At 43.2% G+C, this 19,553-nt stretch carries 23 protein-coding genes, 1 other RNA gene and 1 riboswitch; of the genes, 19 read left to right on the forward strand and 5 right to left on the reverse strand.

All coding sequences use genetic code 11. From position 1 onward, the window contains the following. Positions 1-145: 145 nt before the first annotated feature. Both Q5C82_RS13050 and Q5C82_RS13055 read left to right on the forward strand, forming a co-directional pair. Positions 146-391: a DUF5446 family protein gene (locus Q5C82_RS13050; protein ID WP_003225608.1), complete on the forward strand. Its 246-nt coding sequence runs from the start codon at positions 146-148 to the stop codon at positions 389-391. Positions 392-436: 45 nt separating this feature from the next. Beyond that, complete coding sequence (locus tag Q5C82_RS13055; protein ID WP_003225610.1) at positions 437-808, forward strand: YppE family protein; 372 nt, start codon at positions 437-439, stop codon at positions 806-808. A gap of 39 nt (positions 809-847) precedes the next feature. On the opposite strand, the gene Q5C82_RS13060 is transcribed toward Q5C82_RS13055, so the two are convergent. Further along, a complete protein-coding gene (locus Q5C82_RS13060) occupies positions 848-1,036 on the reverse strand; it encodes a YppF family protein (protein ID WP_003225611.1) in 189 nt (62 codons plus the stop codon). A gap of 188 nt (positions 1,037-1,224) precedes the next feature. On the opposite strand from Q5C82_RS13060, the gene Q5C82_RS13065 reads away from it, so the two are divergent. After that, the gene (locus Q5C82_RS13065; RefSeq protein ID WP_003225613.1) at positions 1,225-1,593 is read left to right on the forward strand and encodes a YppG family protein; all 369 of its coding nucleotides are present in this window, start codon (positions 1,225-1,227) and stop codon (positions 1,591-1,593) included. Positions 1,594-1,613: 20 nt separating this feature from the next. On the opposite strand, the gene Q5C82_RS13070 is transcribed toward Q5C82_RS13065, so the two are convergent. Beyond that, entirely contained in the window at positions 1,614-2,033 is a 420-nt protein-coding gene (locus Q5C82_RS13070) for an Hsp20/alpha crystallin family protein (protein ID WP_013308008.1), read from the reverse strand. A 137-nt stretch (positions 2,034-2,170) separates the two neighbouring features. On the opposite strand from Q5C82_RS13070, the gene Q5C82_RS13075 reads away from it, so the two are divergent. The 9 genes from Q5C82_RS13075 to Q5C82_RS13115 all read left to right on the forward strand — a co-directional run bounded on the left by Q5C82_RS13075 (position 2,171) and on the right by Q5C82_RS13115 (position 9,539). Next, complete coding sequence (locus Q5C82_RS13075; RefSeq protein ID WP_003225616.1) at positions 2,171-2,677, forward strand: PTS glucose transporter subunit IIA; 507 nt, start codon at positions 2,171-2,173, stop codon at positions 2,675-2,677. Positions 2,678-2,779: 102 nt separating this feature from the next. Next, positions 2,780-5,029 carry an ATP-dependent helicase MrfA gene (mrfA, locus tag Q5C82_RS13080; protein WP_003225619.1) on the forward strand — a complete coding sequence of 750 codons (2,250 nt, stop codon included), beginning with the start codon at positions 2,780-2,782 and terminating at the stop codon, positions 5,027-5,029. A gap of 13 nt (positions 5,030-5,042) precedes the next feature. After that, a complete protein-coding gene (locus Q5C82_RS13085; protein ID WP_003225621.1) occupies positions 5,043-6,293 on the forward strand; it encodes a ribonuclease H-like domain-containing protein in 1,251 nt (416 codons plus the stop codon). Positions 6,294-6,393: 100 nt separating this feature from the next. After that, complete coding sequence (locus Q5C82_RS13090) at positions 6,394-6,522, forward strand: hypothetical protein (RefSeq protein ID WP_014114173.1); 129 nt, start codon at positions 6,394-6,396, stop codon at positions 6,520-6,522. 83 nt (positions 6,523-6,605) lie between these two features. Continuing rightward, positions 6,606-6,830, forward strand: coding sequence for a spore coat protein CotD (gene cotD, locus Q5C82_RS13095; protein ID WP_003225625.1), 225 nt, complete (start codon positions 6,606-6,608; stop codon positions 6,828-6,830). A gap of 88 nt (positions 6,831-6,918) precedes the next feature. After that, a complete protein-coding gene (locus Q5C82_RS13100; RefSeq protein ID WP_003225627.1) occupies positions 6,919-7,464 on the forward strand; it encodes a DUF1273 domain-containing protein in 546 nt (181 codons plus the stop codon). Between the two features lie 75 nt (positions 7,465-7,539). Then, positions 7,540-7,836: a cell division regulator GpsB gene (gpsB, locus tag Q5C82_RS13105; RefSeq protein ID WP_003225629.1), complete on the forward strand. Its 297-nt coding sequence runs from the start codon at positions 7,540-7,542 to the stop codon at positions 7,834-7,836. Between the two features lie 65 nt (positions 7,837-7,901). After that, positions 7,902-8,283: RNase P RNA component class B (gene rnpB / locus Q5C82_RS13110), an RNA gene on the forward strand. A gap of 98 nt (positions 8,284-8,381) precedes the next feature. After that, on the forward strand, positions 8,382-9,539 hold the full coding sequence (locus Q5C82_RS13115) for a class I SAM-dependent RNA methyltransferase (RefSeq protein ID WP_003225631.1): 1,158 nt from the start codon (positions 8,382-8,384) through the stop codon (positions 9,537-9,539). A gap of 52 nt (positions 9,540-9,591) precedes the next feature. Here the strand turns inward: Q5C82_RS13115 and Q5C82_RS13120 are convergent, their stop codons facing one another. Next, a complete protein-coding gene (locus Q5C82_RS13120) occupies positions 9,592-9,744 on the reverse strand; it encodes a YpzG family protein (RefSeq protein WP_010327933.1) in 153 nt (50 codons plus the stop codon). A 162-nt stretch (positions 9,745-9,906) separates the two neighbouring features. Here Q5C82_RS13120 and Q5C82_RS13125 point away from each other — a divergent pair, with 162 nt between their 5' ends. Both Q5C82_RS13125 and Q5C82_RS13130 read left to right on the forward strand, forming a co-directional pair. Then, positions 9,907-10,098: a hypothetical protein gene (locus Q5C82_RS13125; RefSeq protein WP_032727420.1), complete on the forward strand. Its 192-nt coding sequence runs from the start codon at positions 9,907-9,909 to the stop codon at positions 10,096-10,098. Between the two features lie 103 nt (positions 10,099-10,201). Next, on the forward strand, positions 10,202-12,127 hold the full coding sequence (locus Q5C82_RS13130; protein ID WP_003218286.1) for an ATP-dependent DNA helicase: 1,926 nt from the start codon (positions 10,202-10,204) through the stop codon (positions 12,125-12,127). 42 nt (positions 12,128-12,169) lie between these two features. On the opposite strand, the gene kduD is transcribed toward Q5C82_RS13130, so the two are convergent. Next, the gene (gene kduD / locus Q5C82_RS13135) at positions 12,170-12,934 is read right to left on the reverse strand and encodes a 2-dehydro-3-deoxy-D-gluconate 5-dehydrogenase KduD (protein ID WP_003218285.1); all 765 of its coding nucleotides are present in this window, start codon (positions 12,932-12,934) and stop codon (positions 12,170-12,172) included. Position 12,935: 1 nt separating this feature from the next. Then, complete coding sequence (gene kduI / locus Q5C82_RS13140) at positions 12,936-13,763, reverse strand: 5-dehydro-4-deoxy-D-glucuronate isomerase (protein ID WP_003218284.1); 828 nt, start codon at positions 13,761-13,763, stop codon at positions 12,936-12,938. A gap of 222 nt (positions 13,764-13,985) precedes the next feature. Between kduI and kdgR the strand changes: the two genes are divergently transcribed. The 5 genes from kdgR (at position 13,986) to ypwA (ending at position 19,263) form a co-directional block, all read left to right on the forward strand. Continuing rightward, entirely contained in the window at positions 13,986-15,005 is a 1,020-nt protein-coding gene (kdgR, locus tag Q5C82_RS13145) for a pectin utilization transcriptional regulator KdgR (protein WP_003218282.1), read from the forward strand. Positions 15,006-15,042: 37 nt separating this feature from the next. Beyond that, positions 15,043-16,017 carry a 2-dehydro-3-deoxygluconokinase gene (kdgK, locus tag Q5C82_RS13150; protein ID WP_003218280.1) on the forward strand — a complete coding sequence of 325 codons (975 nt, stop codon included), beginning with the start codon at positions 15,043-15,045 and terminating at the stop codon, positions 16,015-16,017. 1 nt (position 16,018) lies between these two features. After that, a complete protein-coding gene (gene eda, locus Q5C82_RS13155) occupies positions 16,019-16,609 on the forward strand; it encodes a bifunctional 4-hydroxy-2-oxoglutarate aldolase/2-dehydro-3-deoxy-phosphogluconate aldolase (RefSeq protein WP_003218278.1) in 591 nt (196 codons plus the stop codon). A gap of 43 nt (positions 16,610-16,652) precedes the next feature. After that, positions 16,653-17,645, forward strand: coding sequence for a 2-keto-3-deoxygluconate transporter (gene kdgT, locus Q5C82_RS13160; RefSeq protein ID WP_003218276.1), 993 nt, complete (start codon positions 16,653-16,655; stop codon positions 17,643-17,645). Between the two features lie 112 nt (positions 17,646-17,757). Continuing rightward, on the forward strand, positions 17,758-19,263 hold the full coding sequence (gene ypwA / locus Q5C82_RS13165; protein ID WP_003218274.1) for a carboxypeptidase: 1,506 nt from the start codon (positions 17,758-17,760) through the stop codon (positions 19,261-19,263). A gap of 143 nt (positions 19,264-19,406) precedes the next feature. Beyond that, positions 19,407-19,506, forward strand: a riboswitch (purine riboswitch). Positions 19,507-19,553 lie beyond the last annotated feature (47 nt).

The raw sequence follows: 19,553 nt of genomic DNA on the forward strand, positions 1-19,553 counted from the left end.
TTGCGGGTCTTTTTGTCGAAAACTTCAGCTTTTCGTGGAATGCCTGTTTGTTTGGCGATTTGCTTCTAGTTTTGTCATGAGGAAGGAAAGAGCCTGAAGAGCAAAGAATGTTAACCGGGAGAGACGAGGAAAGGGAGGTACACGAATGTCCGGTTATGTAAGCAAAACAGATATTCTCCGTATGCTTTCTGATATAGAAGATGAATTAACACGAGCTGAGCAAAGCCTGAATCATTCTTTAATGGCCTTTGAGGCTGAGATACGGGAAACGGAAAACGATCGCCTGAGTGTGCTGGAAGAAGAACTCATGGACCTTCATATTTGTATAAACGAGCTTTGTCAATCGCCTCAACACAGGTATGCGTTTGAAAAGGTATACCGTATCGGCTGAATTTGCGAGTGAAATTTGGTACGATATGCATTGAGGTGAAGGGTATTGCAATCACAAACGTTGCTGGAAATGACCGAGCAAATGATTGAAGCTGCTGAAAAAGGTGCTGATCGATATCAGGAAGGAAAAGACAGTGATCTTTCTTATGATTTTTTTGAGACGATAAAGCCTGCAGTTGAAGAGAATGATGATCTGGCGGCTCGCTGGGCGCAAGGGGCGCTTGAATTGATAAAAGCCCGCCGTCCGAAATATGTGCATAAAGAGCAAATCGAGACCGTAAAGGATAATTTTCTGGAATTGGTCCTCCAATCATATGTTCATCATATTCATAAAAAACGATTCAAGGACATTACTGAGTCAGTTCTTTATACATTGCACGCAGTAAAGGATGAAATTGCAAGAGAAGACAGCCGGTAAAGGCTGTCTTCTTTTAAGTTTGTTATAGGGGGCCGGACGTTAATTCAACTCATATGCCGGGCTTTCTGCTCCATTTGCTTCGAGAACCTTCATACTGTTACGAAACTCAGTTGTGCTGAGATGTCCTTGAATATAGAGGAACTTGGCAAAGTCCATCAGTTTATTCATACAGTCTGTTTCATATTTCTTCATTTCTGCAAAACGTTTGCTTAAGTATGATACGTTCATTATGGTGCATCCCCTCTCATCTGTATTGAAAATATGGTACCATAATGATTCGACTTTTTTCTGTTTTTAAAAAATTTAAACTTTCGACACAATTTGACAAACGCTCGAATCAGGACCTGTGACACAAACAATAGATTTCATTCATACATATATAGAAGAGAAACATGTAGAGTTTAGGGGGAATCGCAATGAACAGGAGTTCTCAGAGCTATCCTCGGCAAATGGGCTATTATTATCCTCAGCAAATGCAGGGATATTATCAGCAGGTTTCACCTGGGCAATACTTCCCGCAGCAGCATTATGGGCAGCACGAATATTATCAGCCGTATGTTCCGAATCAGTCTATGCCTATGCAGCCGCCTGTATTTTCCAACCCTTATCCAATCCCAAGGCCTAATCAGCAGCAGCCCTCACAATTCCAAAATATTATGTCGCAGTTCAAAAAAGCCAACGGGCAGTTTGATTTTAATAAAATGATGGATACGACAGGTCAAGTGATGAGTGCAATGAATCAGGTCGGATCTTTAATAAAGGGATTTACCAGCTTTTTCAAATGATAGAAGCATGAATGAATCGTTCATTCATGCTTATTTTTCGGAAAGAAAAGTGTCATTGTCTGCTCGTTCCAAGATGTTTCCATATCTTCTTGGTGTACTTCATAAGGCAGCTGAACCGTTCTCGTCATGCTTGTAAAAGTGGCCTCATTTTGCTGTTTCTGTTTCTCTTGGAGAGTTACATGTAGATACCTTGATTTAATATCAACGACGATCTCGCCATCACGAAACGTCGCTGGAATTGTAATATCGACATACAGCCCGGTATCTCTTTCTCTGACATGTATGGTAGTCTGTACATCCTTTACACTCGAGTTGATCAGGTTTTGAAATCCGTTTAATAGGTTGCCGAATGCTGAGGATTGAAACAGATGATCCATTGCCTCCGTGATGATTTCTTCTTTCTTTTGCAGTTCGTTCTTTTTGTCATCATTGAATTCCAAATCTGCCACCGCCTTTTTTATCCAGATTATGCGCCTATGCCAGATGTTGTTATAAATTGAAGCAAAATTGAAAGTGTGGTTAAATAGTGGTGAATGAAGGGATAACGGTTGAAGCGAATGAGAAGGGAGAAAACACATTGCTGAAAAAATTATTCGGAATGGGCAAAACTCAGGAAAAAGTGACAGAAGAGGTTATTTATTCTCCGGCAGACGGTACGGTAATGGACCTGACAGATGTGCCGGACCCTGTTTTTTCACAGAAAATGATGGGGGAAGGAATAGCGGTGGAACCGTCAAACGGTGAAATCGTTTCACCTGTTGAAGGTGAAGTGATTCAGATTTTCCACACCAAACACGCCGTTGGCATTCGGACTCGCTCAGGAATTGAACTGTTAATTCATGTCGGGCTGGAAACGGTCAATATGAACGGAGAAGGGTTTACTGCCCACATCAAAGAAGGGGACAAAGTGAAGGTCGGTGACCCGCTGATTACGTGTGATTTGGAATTAATAAGAGAAAAAGCGAGCAGTACAGTCATCCCGATCGTTATTATGAATGGTGAGGCTGTAGGATCAATTGTGCCGGCAGGCGAAAAGGCTGCTAACAAAGGTAAAACAAAGCTCCTTACAATAAAAGCGAAATAAGCAGGGCGTATGCCTTGCTTTTTTTGTTCGATTGTATAAAATTTGCACCTAGCCATGCAAACAAATATTCGGTAAACTGTACTTGACAAAGAGGTGTAAAGAATGAAAAAGAAATCACTGACTGAGCTCATTTCTGAGTTAAAAGGAAATGAAAACGTTGTGAATTGGCATGAAATTGAGCCTCGTGAGGCAAGAACAAGGCCGATGCCTGAAAGTATAGATGAAAGAATAAAAGCAGCCCTTTCGAAAAGGGGCATTGATGAACTATATACCCATCAATTTTCCGCTTTTCAATATGTGCTAAAAGGAGAAAGCATTGTTACCGTAACGCCAACCGCATCAGGAAAAACGTTATGCTATAATCTCCCAGTCCTGCAGTCCATCGCCCAAGACGAAACAAACCGAGCGCTATATTTATTTCCGACTAAAGCGCTGGCACAAGACCAAAAGAGCGAGCTAAATGAAATCATTGATGAAATGGGCATTGATATTAAAAGCTTTACATATGACGGGGATACGTCTCCGGCAATCAGACAAAAGGTGAGAAAAGCAGGTCATATTGTCATTACAAACCCCGATATGCTGCATTCTGCCATTCTTCCGCATCATACGAAATGGGTCAGTTTGTTTGAAAACCTTAAGTATATCGTCATCGATGAGCTTCATACGTATCGCGGCGTTTTCGGGAGCCATGTGGCGAATGTGATCCGGCGGCTGAAGCGGATCTGCCGGTTCTATGGAAGTGATCCGGTTTTTATTTGTACTTCCGCAACAATTGCCAATCCGAAGGAATTGGGAGAGCAGCTGACGGGCAAACCGATGCGGCTGGTCGAAGACAACGGCGCCCCGAGCGGACGAAAGCACTTCGTGTTTTATAATCCGCCAATTGTGAACAAACCGTTGAATATTAGAAAGAGCGCAACAGCAGAAGTGAATGAACTGGCGAAAGAGTTCCTGAAAAACAAAGTGCAGACCATTGTTTTTGCCAGAAGCAGAGTCCGGGTGGAAATTATTTTAAGCCATATTCAAGAGCTTGTGAAAAAAGAGATTGGGACAAAGTCAATCAGAGGCTATCGAGGAGGCTATCTTCCGAAAGAGCGAAGAGAAATCGAAAGAGGTCTGAGAGAAGGTGAAATTTTAGGAGTGGTCAGTACGAATGCCTTGGAGCTTGGTGTTGATATCGGCCAGCTGCAAGTGTGTGTGATGACGGGTTATCCTGGAAGTGTGGCAAGTGCATGGCAGCAGGCGGGCCGAGCCGGCAGAAGACACGGTGAGTCTTTGATTATTATGGTCGCCAATTCAACGCCGATCGATCAATATATTGTGCGGCATCCCGAATATTTCTTTAACCGTTCGCCGGAATCTGCAAGAATCAATCCGGAGAATTTGATTATTTTAGTAGACCACTTAAAGTGTGCGGCTTATGAGCTTCCTTTTAGAGCTGATGAAGAGTTTGGGCCGATGGATGTAAGTGATATTCTTGAGTACCTTCAGGAAGAGGCCGTTCTTCACCGGAATGGCGAACGGTATCATTGGGCAAGTGAATCATTTCCTGCATCAAATATCAGTTTGCGTTCCGCATCACAGGAAAATGTCGTTATTGTTGATCAATCGGACATTGCAAATGTAAGGATTATCGGTGAAATGGATCGTTTTAGCGCGATGACGCTTTTGCATGATGAAGCGATTTATTTGCATGAAGGGGTTCAATATCAAGTAGAGAAGCTCGATTGGGACCATAAAAAGGCTTATGTCAGAAAAGTCGATGTCGAATATTACACGGATGCCAACCTGGCAGTTCAGCTAAAAGTATTAGAAATTGATAAAACGAAGGAAAAAAGCCGTACGTCATTGCACTATGGTGACGTCACTGTCAATGCCCTGCCGACCATTTTTAAAAAAATTAAAATGACCACTTTTGAAAATATCGGGTCTGGTCCTATTCATTTGCCGGAAGAAGAACTGCATACAAGTGCAGCTTGGCTCGAAATCAAAACAGCAGATGAAGACATCGGGGAAAAGACGCTGGAACAGCTGCTTCTTGGCATCTCAAATGTGCTGCAGCATATTGTCCCTGTGTATATTATGTGTGACCGAAACGATGTTCATGTCATTTCTCAAATCAAAGCAGCCCATACCGGATTGCCGACGATCTTTTTGTACGATCATTATCCGGGCGGCATCGGTTTGGCTGAGGAAGTCTTCAAACGTTTTTCAGACATTAATGAAGCGGCAAAACAGCTCATTAAGCAATGTCCTTGTCATGACGGCTGTCCATCTTGTATAGGTACCGAAATAGAAGGGATAAAAGCAAAGGAAGAAATTTTGCGGCTGTTGGATCAAATGGCGTAAGGAGGGGGAAGATATGTCATTAAAAGGGAAGCTCCAGCGAATGAAAAAGCATATGGTGCTTGACGAAGGAGAACATAAAATAGAAGCAGGCAAACAAGAAAACAATTTCGCTGAAATCCCGTTTTTAGAAGAGTGGGAGGCTTTTGGCATGAAGCCTTTTTTTTTCGAAGATGAATACTGCCTCATCAGAGAAGTAGAATATCCTCTTACTCACCGCCATGGGTTATATAGTTTTTCTGAGCTTGATGAAGTGATCAGACTGTGGAATCAAAGCAGCCTGTCGCATACATTGTCAGCAAAAGGGTATAACAAAAACAGTCTCTTTTTCTTTGACACAGAAACAACTGGTCTTGGAGGCGGAGCCGGAAATACCATTTTTTTGCTCGGCCATGCGAGAGTATATGAAGACCGAGTGACAGTCAAACAGCATCTTTTGCCCAAACCGGGGAATGAAGTCGCCTTGTATCAAAGCTTTTTAAGCGAGGTTGACATTACATCACTTGTAACCTACAACGGAAAAGCCTTTGATTGGCCGCAGGTGAAAACAAGGCACACGTTGATCCGTGACAGACTTCCGAAGCTCCCGGAGTTCGGTCACTTTGACCTTCTGCATGGAGCAAGACGCCTGTGGAAACACAAAATGGACCGCGTATCACTTGGCACGGTTGAAAAAGAGGAGCTCGGCATTCGCAGACAAGAAGACACACCGGGCTACTTGGCGCCAATGCTTTACTTTCATTTTATCAAGGCGCAAGAGCCTGATCTTTTAAAAGGTGTCCTGCATCATAATGAAATGGATGTGTTATCGCTCATTTCATTGTACATTCATATGTCTAAAAAAATTCTGTCAGCATCTTATGCGCCAAAAGAACACATTGAGCACAGTGAAGCTTATGCCATGGCGAAATGGTTTATGGCCCATAAAGAAACGGACCAAGCGGTCAAACAGCTGGAAAGGCTTAAAGAAAAGTCGTTTGAGGATCAGGACAGAGCCCGGCTGGATTTATCGCTCCTGTACAAAAAACAAAACCGATTGGAAGAAGCATTGCCGCTTTGGGAAAAGCTGTCCCGCTCCCAAAATCAGAAGTGCAGATACACTGCTGTGATAGAGCTCGCGAAATATTTTGAGCATAAGAAAAAAGAGTTTGGCAAAGCATTGTATATAGCAGAACAATTACTTAGTGATGCGGCATTCTTATCAGAAAAAGAATCAGAAAAACTGCAAGTAAGAATTGCCCGGCTGAAGAGGAAATATTCCTCTTAAATATTCCCCGGGAAAGCGCAAAAGACGACTTGTTTCGCCATGAATTTTTTTTGCTGAATTCACATTGATTTTGTTGTAGAATAGCGGCGAATCCTGTAAAATGACGGTAGTTATTTTTAAAGGGAGAGTTGGTATGTATAAGGGTGTTTTTTACTTGTTCTTTGTTGTGGTATTTTTGATTGCTTTTGTGTTTTCAAACTTTAAAGACAGTTTAATTGTACACTTTTAAAATAGGTCTTTGCATTAGAACATGTACCCCTTATTTTTCATAACTTAGTATTGTAATAAAGTTTATGGAAAGGGGATTTAAACATGCATCACTGCAGACCGCACATGATGGCGCCGATTGTCCATCCTACTCATTGCTGTGAACACCATACGTTTTCAAATACTATCGTGCCGCATATTCACCCACAGCACACAACAAACGTAAATCACCAGCATTTTCAGCACGTTCACTACTTTCCACATACTTTCTCAAATGTTGATCCGGCAACGCATCAGCATTTTCAAGCAGGAAAACCTTGCTGCGACTAGTATGGAAACGTGCAGCTTGATGGTGTAAATAAACAGCACATCAAAATGGGGCCCAATGGGAGCCCCATTTTTTAAAGCAGGTGAAGTAATGAAAGTATTGGCAGTAACAGGATACAAGCCATTTGAACTCGGGATTTTTAAACAGGATGATAAGGCACTGTATTACATAAAAAAAGCGATCAAAAACCGGTTGATCGGACTTTTAGATGAGGGCTTAGAATGGATTTTAATATCGGGCCAGCTTGGAGCGGAACTGTGGGCGGCTGAAGCTGCATATGATCTGCAGGAGGAATACCCTGATTTAAAGGTAGCTGTGATTACTCCTTTTTACGATCAGGAAAAGAACTGGAAAGAGCCTAATAAAGAGCTTTATGAAGCTGTTCTGGCACAGGCTGACTATGAAGAAAGCCTGACTCACAGGCCGTATGAAAGCCCGCTACAATTTAAACAAAAAAATCAGTTCTTCATAGAAAAATCAGACGCGCTGATGCTTTTATATGATCCTGAGAGGGAAGGTTCTCCAAGGTACATGCTTGAGACGGCTGAAAAGAGACGCGAACAGGATGGCTATCCCATTTACTTTATCACAATGGATGACTTGAGAGTGACAGTAGAGGAAGACAGCTACTCATAGCAATAAGAGAAATTTGACAACCGTACAGATTTCTGAAAAAATATATGTAATGATTCACGATACGAGGTGAAAAAGATGCTTGCTGATAAAGTAAAGCTTTCTGCGAAAGAAATTTTGGAAAAAGAATTTAAAACAGGCGTTAGAGGCTACAAGCAAGAAGACGTTGACAAATTTTTAGATATGATTATTAAGGATTATGAAACCTTCCATCAAGAAATTGAAGAACTGCAGCAGGAAAATCTGCAGCTGAAAAAACAGCTTGAAGAAGCCAGCAAAAAACAGCCTGTGCAATCTAACACAACGAATTTTGATATTTTAAAACGGCTGTCCAACTTAGAAAAACACGTTTTTGGCAGCAAGCTTTATGATTGATCGCGCTTGAAAAAAATGGCGCTTGTAAATTGCAATCAGTTGTTATATAATAATTCATGTTCTTAACGTTCGGGTAATCGCTGCAGATCTTGAATCTGTAGAGGAAAGTCCATGCTCGCACGGTGCTGAGATGCCCGTAGTGTTCGTGCCTAGCGAAGTCATAAGCTAGGGCAGCCTTGATAGGCTGACGGCAGGAAAAAAGCCTACGTCCTTTGGATATGGCTGAGTATCCTTGAAAGTGCCACAGTGACGAAGTCTCACTAGAAATGGTGAGAGTGGAACGCGGTAAACCCCTCGAGCGAGAAACCCAAATTTTGGTAGGGGAACCTTCTTAACGGAATTCAACGGAGAGAAGGACAGAATGCTTTCTGTAGATAGATGATTGCCGCCCGAGTACGAGGTGATGAGCCGTTTGCAGTACGACGGAACAAAACATGGCTTACAGAACGTTAGACCACTTACATTTTAAATGATGAAAACAAGCTCTCCCTATAAGGAGAGCTTTTATCTTGAAAAGAGAAAAGTTTTAAAGACAGGGTGATACGATGAAGAAGTATACACTAATTGCAACGGCGCCGATGGGCATTGAAGCTGTTGTCGCAAAGGAAGTACGAGATTTAGGATACGAATGCAAAGTTGATAACGGAAAGGTTATTTTTGAAGGTGATGCGCTTGCTATTTGCCGTGCGAACCTTTGGCTTAGAACAGCCGACCGCATAAAAGTTCAGGTAGCTTCTTTTAAAGCGAAAACATTCGATGAACTGTTTGAAAAAACGAAAGCGATTAACTGGCGCTCATTTATACCTGAAAACGGAAAATTCCCTGTCATCGGGAAGTCAGTAAAATCAACACTTGCAAGCGTTCCTGACTGTCAGCGGATCGTCAAAAAAGCAATTGTTGAAAAGCTTAAGCTGCAGTCCAGCAAAGCCAATGACTGGATTGAAGAAACAGGTGCCGAGTATAAGGTGGAAATTTCTTTATTGAAAGATCAGGCGGTGATTACGCTGGATTCGTCAGGGACAGGCCTCCACAAACGAGGATACCGTGTCGACCAGGGCGGCGCGCCGATTAAAGAAACACTTGCTGCCGCTTTAGTGCAATTAACCAATTGGACCCCGGACCGTCCATTTGTTGATCCTTTCTGCGGTTCCGGAACGATCGCGATTGAAGCCGCGTTAATCGGCCAAAACATCGCCCCGGGATTTAACCGCGATTTTGTCTCAGAGGATTGGGAATGGATCGGTAAAGATCTATGGGACAAAGCACGGCTTGAAGTCGAAGAAAAGGCGAACTATGACCAGCCGCTTACGATTGTTGCAAGCGACATAGACCACCGCATGGTTCAAATCGCAAAAGAAAATGCAGAGGAAGCGGGTTTGGGAGATTTAATTGAATTTAAGCAGATGCAGGTCAAAGACTTCACGACAAATCTGGAGTTTGGCGTAATTGTCGGCAACCCGCCATACGGAGAGCGTCTCGGCGAGAAAAAAGCCGTTGAGCAGATGTACAAAGAAATGGGACAGGCGTTTGAACCGCTTGATACTTGGTCTGTGTATATGCTGACATCAAATGAGAATTTTGAGGAAGCATACGGCAGAAAAGCGACGAAGAAACGAAAGCTCTTTAACGGATTTATTAAAACGGATTATCATCAATACTGGTCAAAAGTAAGACCGCAGCGCAAGAAAACAGAAAACGCATAAAAAGAAGACGCTCTGCATGCGTCTTCTTTCATCTTTCAGCCATATTCTATCGTTACCAACGGTGCGCTTTCGCGTTGCTTCTCAATATAATGTTGGTTTGGGACATTTCAGTGTGACCGTTTACTTGAGACTTAGAACGTTTAGGCCGCGTCCAATTATGATGAAACAGTTCAGAATGCTGATCTAATCGATTTCTATAACTCATGTCAACATCACTCCCTGATAGAATATTGTTGATAAGACGGATATTCTGGGTACGGAATATCGAATGTAGTTTGTGCATATTGCGGCGATAACATGCGGAAAGCATGTATATAAAATGAAAAGTTCGCATACAATGATGATTATTTCCATCAGAGGTGATCTCATGCTGAACAGCGAACATTTTAATCTCATTCAAAGGGCGCTTGATGCAACAGCCAACGAGCTGAAGGAGCTCGGGACTGATTCGTCTCCGTCTGTGATGTCGCATGCACTAAATGATTTAGAAAAAGCGGTGGAACATATTTATTCAACAGACCATCCTTTTTTATCGGCGCATGTGATCAATCGAAAGTAAGTTGTAAAAAAACTTGGCATTGCCAAGTTTTTTTATTGTATTCATCAGTAGAAAATGATATTATTGGTGGTCTGAATGTCGAATAGTTGGGGGTTGGAACTAGGTGACAACATCACGTTTGCCTTTTTCTTTAACGAAAACAAAGAATTTTTATGAAGAATTGAACAATTGGATTGGTGACGTGTTTTACGATATCCTTCCCGAAAAAGGGTTTGATCTTCGGGATGAACAAGTATTTATGGCTTTTCAGCTGGAGCGGGCGTTTAAAGAGAAAAAAGTCATGTTTGCCGAAGCTGGAGTGGGAACGGGGAAAACGCTGGTTTATCTTCTTTTCGCGATCAGCTATGCAAGATATGTCGGCAAACCTGCCATTATCGCTTGTGCTGATGAAACATTAATCGAACAGCTAGTGAAAAAAGAGGGCGATATTTCAAAGCTGGCTGAGCATTTGGATCTGAAAATTGATACAAGGCTGTCGAAGTCACATGAACAATATTTATGCTTGAAGAAGCTTGAAAAAACGATGCAGCGATCTGATGATGATAAATGGCTGGATCTTTATGAGTCATTACCGTCATTTGTTCATGAATCACAGGCGATGCAGCGCTTTTATCCGTATGGCGACCGTAAGCAGTACGCAAATCTTTCGAATGAAGAATGGTCTGAAGTAAGCTACGACTCGTTTCAGGATTGTCTGACTTGTGATATGAGACACAGATGCGGTTTGACACTTTCCAGAGATTATTACCGCAAGTCAACGGACTTGATCATTTGTTCCCATGATTTTTATATGGAGCATGTGTGGACGGAAGAATCGCGCAAACGAGAGGGCCAGCTGCCGCTCTTGCCTGATCATAGTGCAGTTGTATTTGATGAAGGGCATCTGTTAGAGTTTGCTGCACAAAAAGCGTTAACCTACAGAGTGAAGCAGTCTACTCTTGAATTGTTTTTAGAACGTTTGCTTCAAAATGACATCAGAGAAGAGTTTGCTGAACTGATTGAAGATGCGCTTGCTGCAAACGATGAATTTTTCTATGTTCTTTCTGAAGAATCAAAAGAAGTAGCCGGTTCACACCGTTTAGAAATAAAAAATGACCAGCGTGTCAAAAAGGCGGCGGACGAGCTTTGCCGTTTGCTTGATAAAATTGGTGAGGCTCTTGTGTTCGAGTCTGAGATGTACACGATTGATCAATACGAGCTGTCAGTTGTGGAAGAATATGTTGAACAAATGGCGTATTCATTATCTCTATATCAAAAGGATGCGATCAGCTGGCTTGAGAAAAAGGAAGCAGAATCAACCTTTGTTGTGATGCCAAGAACGGTAGCTGAAGTGCTTGGCGAAAAAGTGTTTTCTAAGAAAATTCCTTATATCTTTTCTTCTGCCACGCTGTCAGAAGGCGGTTCTTTTGATTATATTGCCGACAGTCTCGGGATTCACGATTATTTGTCATTAACCGTTGATTCTCCTTATGACTATGACGAGCAAATGACCGTTAATCTATATGCAAAAACAGATTTTGCTGCTGAACAAAAAACGGCTGAAACGATTGAAACAATCAAACGTTATAAAGGCAGAACACTGGTGCTTTTCCCTTCTTTTGAGGAATTAAACGAGTTTAAGCAGCTGTCGGCGGCTTGGGAGCTGCCGTATCCGATTTTCTTTGAAGGTGATGAGGAAATCAGCAGTTTAGTGGAGAAATTCCAAGAGGAAGAGGAAACAGTTCTTTGTTCGGTTCACTTATGGGAAGGACTCGATATTCCTGGTGACGCGTTGAAGAATGTTACCATTTGGTCATTGCCATTCCCGCCTCATGATCCTGTATTTACAGCGAAACGCAATGGGGCGAAAAAAGATCCGTTCGAAGAAGTTGATCTGCCATATATGTTATTACGCGTACGGCAGGGCATCGGGCGCCTGATTCGTTCGAATCAAGACAGCGGCTCGATTCACATTTATGCTGGCGGAGAAAATGAACGCATCATTGATGAAGTCAAAAAAGTCTTGCCTGTTGAACCGCATATGATGTAATAGAAAAAGCTGACGATCGAGTTCGTCAGCTTTTTTAATTTGTCAGCGGGATAGCCAGCCGCCGTCAACTGCTAAAATATGCCCATTTACATAATCTGAAGCGCGTGATGCCAAAAAGACTGCAGTTCCTCCGATATCATCCGCTTTGCCCCAGCGGCCGGCAGGGATTCTTTTTAAAATGTCCTCATTTCGCTTTTTATCATCCCGGATAGGCTGTGTATTCGCGGTAGAAATATAGCCCGGGGCTATTGCGTTGACCTGAACACCGGACGCCGCCCACTCATTTGCAAATGATTTTGTCAAACCGGCAACCGCGTGTTTGCTCGCTGTGTAAGCGGGAACGAGGATACCGCCTTGAAAAGATAGGAGAGAGGCGATATTAATAATCTTTCCATAACCTCTTTTCAGCATGTCGCTGCCTGCCAGCTGTGTCAGAATAAACAAGCTGTTTAGATTGACATTCAGTACGTGATGCCAGTTCTCTTCTGCAAAGTGTTCCGCTTTTTCCCGATGAATAATGCCGGCATTATTGACAAGGATGTCAATCTGCCGGTTTTCAAACAGCTCAGCTGCAGAATCCTTTAATGCTTCTGGTTTGCTCATGTCCAATGTAAAAGATGTAAACGTTCGGCCTTCCTGTTCCACAAGCTGCTGTGTTTCAGACAGACTGCTTTTATGTGATGTGCCGATAATATCAGCGCCAGCCCCGGCCAGCGCTTTGGCAATTCCTTGACCGATTCCCGTTCCCGGTCCTGTTACCAGCGCTGTTTTTCCTTCTAATGAAAAGGCATCATGAAGATAACTCATCTTATTTCAGCCCATCCATCGGAACGACATCCATGTCCGTGAATGTGTAGTTTTCTCCAGCCATTGCCCACACAAAGCTGTAGTTTGATGTTCCTGCGCCAGAGTGGATAGACCAGGCAGGAGAAAGGACAGCCTGCTCATTTCCGACAACTAGGTGGCGTGTTTCGTCCGGCTGACCCATGAAGTGAAACACCTTTGAATCCTTCTCAAGATCAAGGTAAAGATAAGCCTCCATCCGGCGGTCATGGACGTGTGCCGGCATGGTATTCCAATTGTTGTTTTGATCTAACATCGTAATTCCCATCATTAGCTGACAGCTTTTAATGCCATCTTGATGAATGACTTTGTACAGGCTTCTAACATTAGACGCTGCATCATCGCCAAGCCGTGCCGGTGTCAGTTCAGAAAGAGCGGCTTTTTGCGTCGGATAGCTGTGATGAGCACAAGCGGAAACGAAGTAAAACTTAGCTTGTGCTCCGTTCAGGCTTGTAAATGCTACATCCTGATTACCCATTCCGATATAGAGAAAATCCTTTGTTTGAAGCACATATTCATCATCACCAACCCTGACAGCGCCAGGCTGGCCGACATTAATAATCCCGATTTCACGTCGTTCTAAAAAGAAATCTGTTTTAAGGAAATTCCCGGCATCAAGCTTCAGTTCACTTTGCCCAGGAGCGGCGCCGCCGATGACAACCCGGTCTTCATGTGAGTAATACATCGTAAGTTTGTTTTCCGTAAATAAAGTATCCATTAAGAAATGACTGCGAAGCTCCTCTGTTGTAAAGCGTTTTACTTGTTCAGGGTGTACAGAATAACGATTTTCCATTGTATTTCCCCCTTGGTTAGGATTTCAGCATCACTTGAATGAAAATATTTTTGGTAACGGTTTCAAAGAAAATTTTAGGATAAATAGTGAAAAGAGTCAACGGAAAAATTGTGAATAAGCACATTATTAAAAAAACTCTTTCTAATTTTTAAAAATATGGTATTCTTTTGTTGTAACGGTTTTGAAATCGGTTTCAAATATTTGAGATACAGGAGCACTTGAATGAAAAAGAAAACAACAGGCCATATGACCATCAAAGACGTAGCTGAATATGCAGGAGTTTCGAAATCGACAGTTTCCCGCTATATCAACGGAAAAATTGATGCGATTTCTCCTGAAAAAGTGAAAAACATTAAAAAGGCAATTGCAGAATTGAATTATCGACCGAGTAAAATGGCACAAGGTTTGAAAATAAAAAAAAGCAAATTAATCGGATTTGTTGTAGCTGACATTACAAATCCTTTTTCGGTCGCGGCTTTCAGGGGAGTCGAAGAGGTTTGTGATCAATATGGCTACAGCATTATGGTGTGCAACACAGATAACAGTCCTGAAAAAGAGCGGGAAATGCTCTTAAAGCTTGAAGCCCATTCGGTTGAAGGGCTGATTTTAAACGCAACCGGAGAAAACACGGATGTACTGCAAGCCTTTGCCGAACAGCAAATTCCAACGATATTAATTGACCGGAAACTTCCGGACCTGAAACTGGATACGGTAACGACTGACAACAGAAGGATCACAAAAGAGATTCTTCAAAAGATTTACAGCAAAGGGTACACTGATGTCGCGCTGTTTACCGAACCGATTTCAACAATCAGCCCTCGTGCAGAAAGAGCAACTGTGTATCAGGAAATGGCTTCGGCCCAAAATGCGAACGGGCTTGTAAGAATGTATGAAATTGACGTAAAAAACAAGGATCAACTTAAGGTGGCGCTTCGTTCTTTTCACAAAGAGATGCCGGAGCAAAAAAAAGCGATTCTGGCTTTGAACGGCTTAATTATGCTGAAAATCATCAGCTGTATGGAAGAGCTTGGCCTGCGTATCCCTCAAGATATAGGGATTGCTGGGTTCGATGATACGGAATGGTATAAACTGATTGGTCCGGGCATTACAACGATCGCCCAGCCGTCACATGATATGGGCAGGACGGCGATGGAACGTGTATTAAAAAGGATTGAAGGTGACAAGGGAGCGCCTCAAACCATTGAATTAGAGGCAGAAGTCATCATGAGACAGTCACTTTAATCCTAGGTGCCCTCAACTAAGAGGAGGTTGGGAAGAGATGAAGCTTGATGCGGTGACATTCGGGGAATCGATGGCCATGTTTTACGCAAATGAATATGGAGGCCTTCATGAAGTATCCACTTTTTCTAAAGGGCTGGCCGGAGCGGAAAGTAATGTCGCCTGCGGCCTGGCTAGACTCGGATTTCAGATGGGATGGATGAGCAAGGTAGGCAATGATCAGCTCGGAACATTTATTTTACAGGAGCTTAAAAAAGAGGGAGTGGATGTGTCCCGCGTGATCCGCTCGCAGGACGGAAATCCCACTGGTCTCCTGCTGAAGTCAAAAGTGAAAGAAGGCGATCCGCAAGTTACCTATTACAGGAAAAACTCAGCTGCAAGCACATTAACTTCTGCTGAATATCCGAGAGATTATTTTCAATCCGCAGGCCATTTGCATGTGACAGGCATTCCGCCTGCCTTATCAGCCGATATGAAGGACTTCACGTATCATGTAATGAACGACATGAGAAACGCCGGGAAGACGATTTCACTCGATCCCAATTTGAGACCTTCACTTTGGCCTGATCAAGCAACAATGGTATACACAATCAATGATTTAGCTGGGCTTGCAGACTGGTTTTTCCCGGGGATCGCAGAGGGAGAGCTATTAACCGGAGAAAAAACACCTGAAGGCATTGCTGACTATTATCTGAAAAAAGGTGTAAGCTTTGTCGCTATTAAACTCGGAAAAGAAGGCGCTTACTTTAAAACGAAGACAAGTGAAGGATTTGCAGAAGGCTTCCGGGTCGACCGGGTGGTTGATACAGTCGGTGCCGGAGACGGATTTGCAGTCGGTGTGATCAGTGGCATCCTCGACGGTTTGTCGTACAAGGATGCGGTGCAAAGGGGAAATGTGATTGGCGCTTTGCAAGTGCAGGCACCGGGGGATATGGACGGCCTGCCGACCAGGGAGAAATTAGCCGAGTATTTATCTGCTCAAAGAACGGTTTACCAAAAGAAAGGGGATTATTAATATGGAGTCTGAAATCGTTGAAAACCGTCTGAAAGAAGCAAGGCTGATTGCAGTCATCCGCTCAAAGGATAAACAGGAGGCTTGTCAGCAGATTGAGAGTTTACTAGATAAAGGGATTCGTGCGGTTGAAGTGACTTATACGACACCAGGGGCTTCAGATATTATCGATTCCTTCCGTAATAGAGAAGATATTTTAATCGGCGCGGGCACGGTCATCACTGCACAGCAAGCGGGAGAAGCTGCTGAGGCTGGCGCGCAGTTTATTGTCAGTCCGGGTTTTTCAGCTGACCTTGCTGAACACCTTTCTTTTTTAAAGACACATTATATCCCTGGCGTATTGACTCCGAGCGAAATCATGCAAGCGCTGACATGCGGTTTTACTACATTGAAGCTATTCCCAAGCGGTGTGTTTGGCATCCCGTTTATGAAAAATTTAGCTGGCCCTTTCCCCCAGGTGACCTTTATTCCGACAGGCGGGATACATCCGTCAGAAGTGCCGAATTGGCTCAAAGCCGGAGCTGGCGCAGTCGGTGTCGGAAGCCAGCTGGGCAGCTGTTCAAAAGAAGATTTGCAGGCTGTTTTCCAAGTGTAAGTGGGATTGTTTTTTCATAACCGGAGGATGGGAGAATCCACATATGAAAATCAAAGCGACAATTGAACGGGTACCTGGCGGAATGATGATTATTCCGCTGTTTCTGGGAGCAGCGCTCAATACGTTCGCGCCTGGAACAGCGGATTTCTTTGGAGGGTTTACGGGTGCTTTGATTACCGGAACGCTGCCGATACTGGGTGTTTTTATTTTTTGCGTAGGAGCGACAATTGATTTTCGTTCTTCAGGCTATATCGCAAGGAAAGGAATCACATTATTATTGGGGAAGGTCGGATTTGCGGCGCTGCTTGGCGTGATCGCAGCGCAATTTATACCTGATGAAGGCATACAATCCGGCTTTTTTGCAGGTCTTTCTGTTTTAGCAATTGTCGCGGTGATGAATGAAACGAACGGTGGCCTGTATTTGGCGCTCATGAACCATATGGGAAGAAAAGAGGATGCTGGCGCTTTCGCGTTTATCAGTACAGAATCAGGACCTTTTATGACCATGGTGACGTTTGGTGTGACGGGACTTGCCGCATTTCCGTGGGAAACGCTGGCAGCGACAGTCATTCCGTTTTTACTCGGTTGTATACTTGGAAATCTTGATCATGACCTCAGAGACTTATTCAGCAAGGTTGTGCCGGCGATCATCCCGTTTTTTGCCTTTTCCCTCGGCAACACCTTGAATTTTGGTATGCTGATCCAATCGGGGCTGCTCGGTATTTTTATCGGTGTTTCTGTCGTCATTTTATCGGGAAGCTCCTTGTTTTTGCTTGATCGTTTTGTCGCGCGGGGAGACGGTGTCGCGGGAGTGGCGGCTTCTTCTACGGCAGGGGCGGCTGTTGCCGTGCCATACGCATTAGCGGAAGCGAATGCTTCGTTTGCGCCAGTTGCCGAATCAGCGACTGCAATCATAGCGACAAGCGTTATCGTCACCTCGCTGTTAACCCCGCTGGCAACAGTGTGGGTGGATAAAAAAATCAATAAGAAAAAACGGAAAACACCGCCGCCAAAAAATCAAATGACAATCAACTGAACAAAGAAGGCTGCCGCCAAAAATGCCGGCAGCCTCTTATACAAACAATTTGACTTTCATACCCCCTTCCATTAGCCTGTAATGGAACGGCTAGAATAGGGAGGGAATGGATATGCAGATACATACATATGAAAAGGAATTTTTTGATCTTTTAAAAAGAATCTCACATTACAGCGAAGCAGTTGCGTTAATGCACTGGGACTCCAGAACAGGCGCGCCCAAAAACGGCTCAGAGGACCGTGCCGAAAGCATCGGCCAGCTTTCAACAGATATATTTAATATCCAGACATCAGATCGGATGAAGGAGCTAATCGATGCCCTGTATGAACGTTTTGATGACTTGTCTGAAGATACGAAAAAGGCAGTGGAGCTGGCGAAAAAAGAGTATGAAGAGAATAAAAAAATTCCTGAGGCTGAATACAAGGAATACGTGATTCTGTGTTCAAAGGCAGAAACTGCGTGGGAAGAAGCGAAAGGAAAATCTGATTTCAGCTTGTTTTCTCCTTATTTAGAGCAGCTGATTGAATTCAATAAACGTTTTATTACGTATTGGGGTTATCAAGAGCATCCTTATGATGCATTGCTTGATTTGTTTGAGCCGGGTGTCACGGTAAAGGTGCTTGACCAGCTGTTTTCCGAGCTTAAGGAAGCAATTATTCCTCTTGTTAAGCAGGTGACAGCTTCCGGAAATAAACCAGATACAAGCTTTATTACAAAAGCGTTCCCTAAAGAAAAGCAAAAAGAGCTCAGCCTGTATTTTTTACAGGAGCTTGGCTACGATTTTGATGGTGGACGGCTTGATGAAACTGTTCATCCGTTTGCAACCACGTTGAACCGCGGAGACGTTCGGGTCACGACGAGATACGACGAAAAAGATTTTCGTACGGCGATCTTTGGCACCATTCATGAGTGCGGCCACGCGGTATACGAGCAAAATATTGACGAAGCACTGAGCGGCACGAACTTATCAGACGGTGCATCAATGGGAATCCATGAATCTCAATCATTATTTTACGAGAATTTTATCGGCCGCAACAAGCATTTTTGGACACCGTACTATAAGAAGATTCAAGAAGCATCACCTGAACAGTTTAAGGACATCTCTCTGGATGATTTTGTCCGGGCAATCAATGAATCAAAACCTTCACTTATCAGGGTTGAAGCGGATGAATTAACGTATCCTCTTCATATTATCATCCGATATGAAATTGAAAAGGCGATTTTTAGCAATGAAGTGTCAGTGGAAGAACTGCCGTCACTTTGGAATCAAAAATACCAGGATTATTTAGGGATTACACCGCAGACGGACGCAGAGGGGATTTTACAGGACGTCCATTGGGCAGGAGGAGATTTCGGCTATTTCCCATCCTATGCGCTCGGTTACATGTATGCGGCTCAGCTGAAACAAAAAATGCTTGGGGATATTCCTGAATTTGACACTCTCTTGGAAAGAGGGGAATTTCATCCGATAAAGCAATGGCTGACGGAAAAAGTACACATTCATGGAAAACGGAAAAAGCCGTTAGACATTATTAAAGATGCAACAGGAGAAGAGCTGAATGTACGCTATTTGATTGAATATTTGTCAAACAAATATTCAAATCTCTATCTGTCGTAATCAAAAGCCTGGCGGCGCGCCCGTCAGGCTCTTTTTATGATCGGAATTTCTTGAAAGACGAATGATGTTTCAGAAAATGGAAATAAAGTTCGGGAATTTTCATTTTTCGTCTATGCAAGAGATTAGAACCTTGATATAATTTATTACAATATCATAGGAACACTCATATAATCGCGTGGATATGGCACGCAAGTTTCTACCGGGCACCGTAAATGTTCGACTATGAGTGAGCAATGAGACCGCATGTGTACGGTTTTTTGTTATATCAGCATTGCTTGCTCTTTTTTTGA

The sequence above is a fragment of the uncultured Bacillus sp. genome (assembly GCF_958411575.1).
Lineage (GTDB): Bacteria > Bacillota > Bacilli > Bacillales > Bacillaceae > Bacillus > Bacillus spizizenii.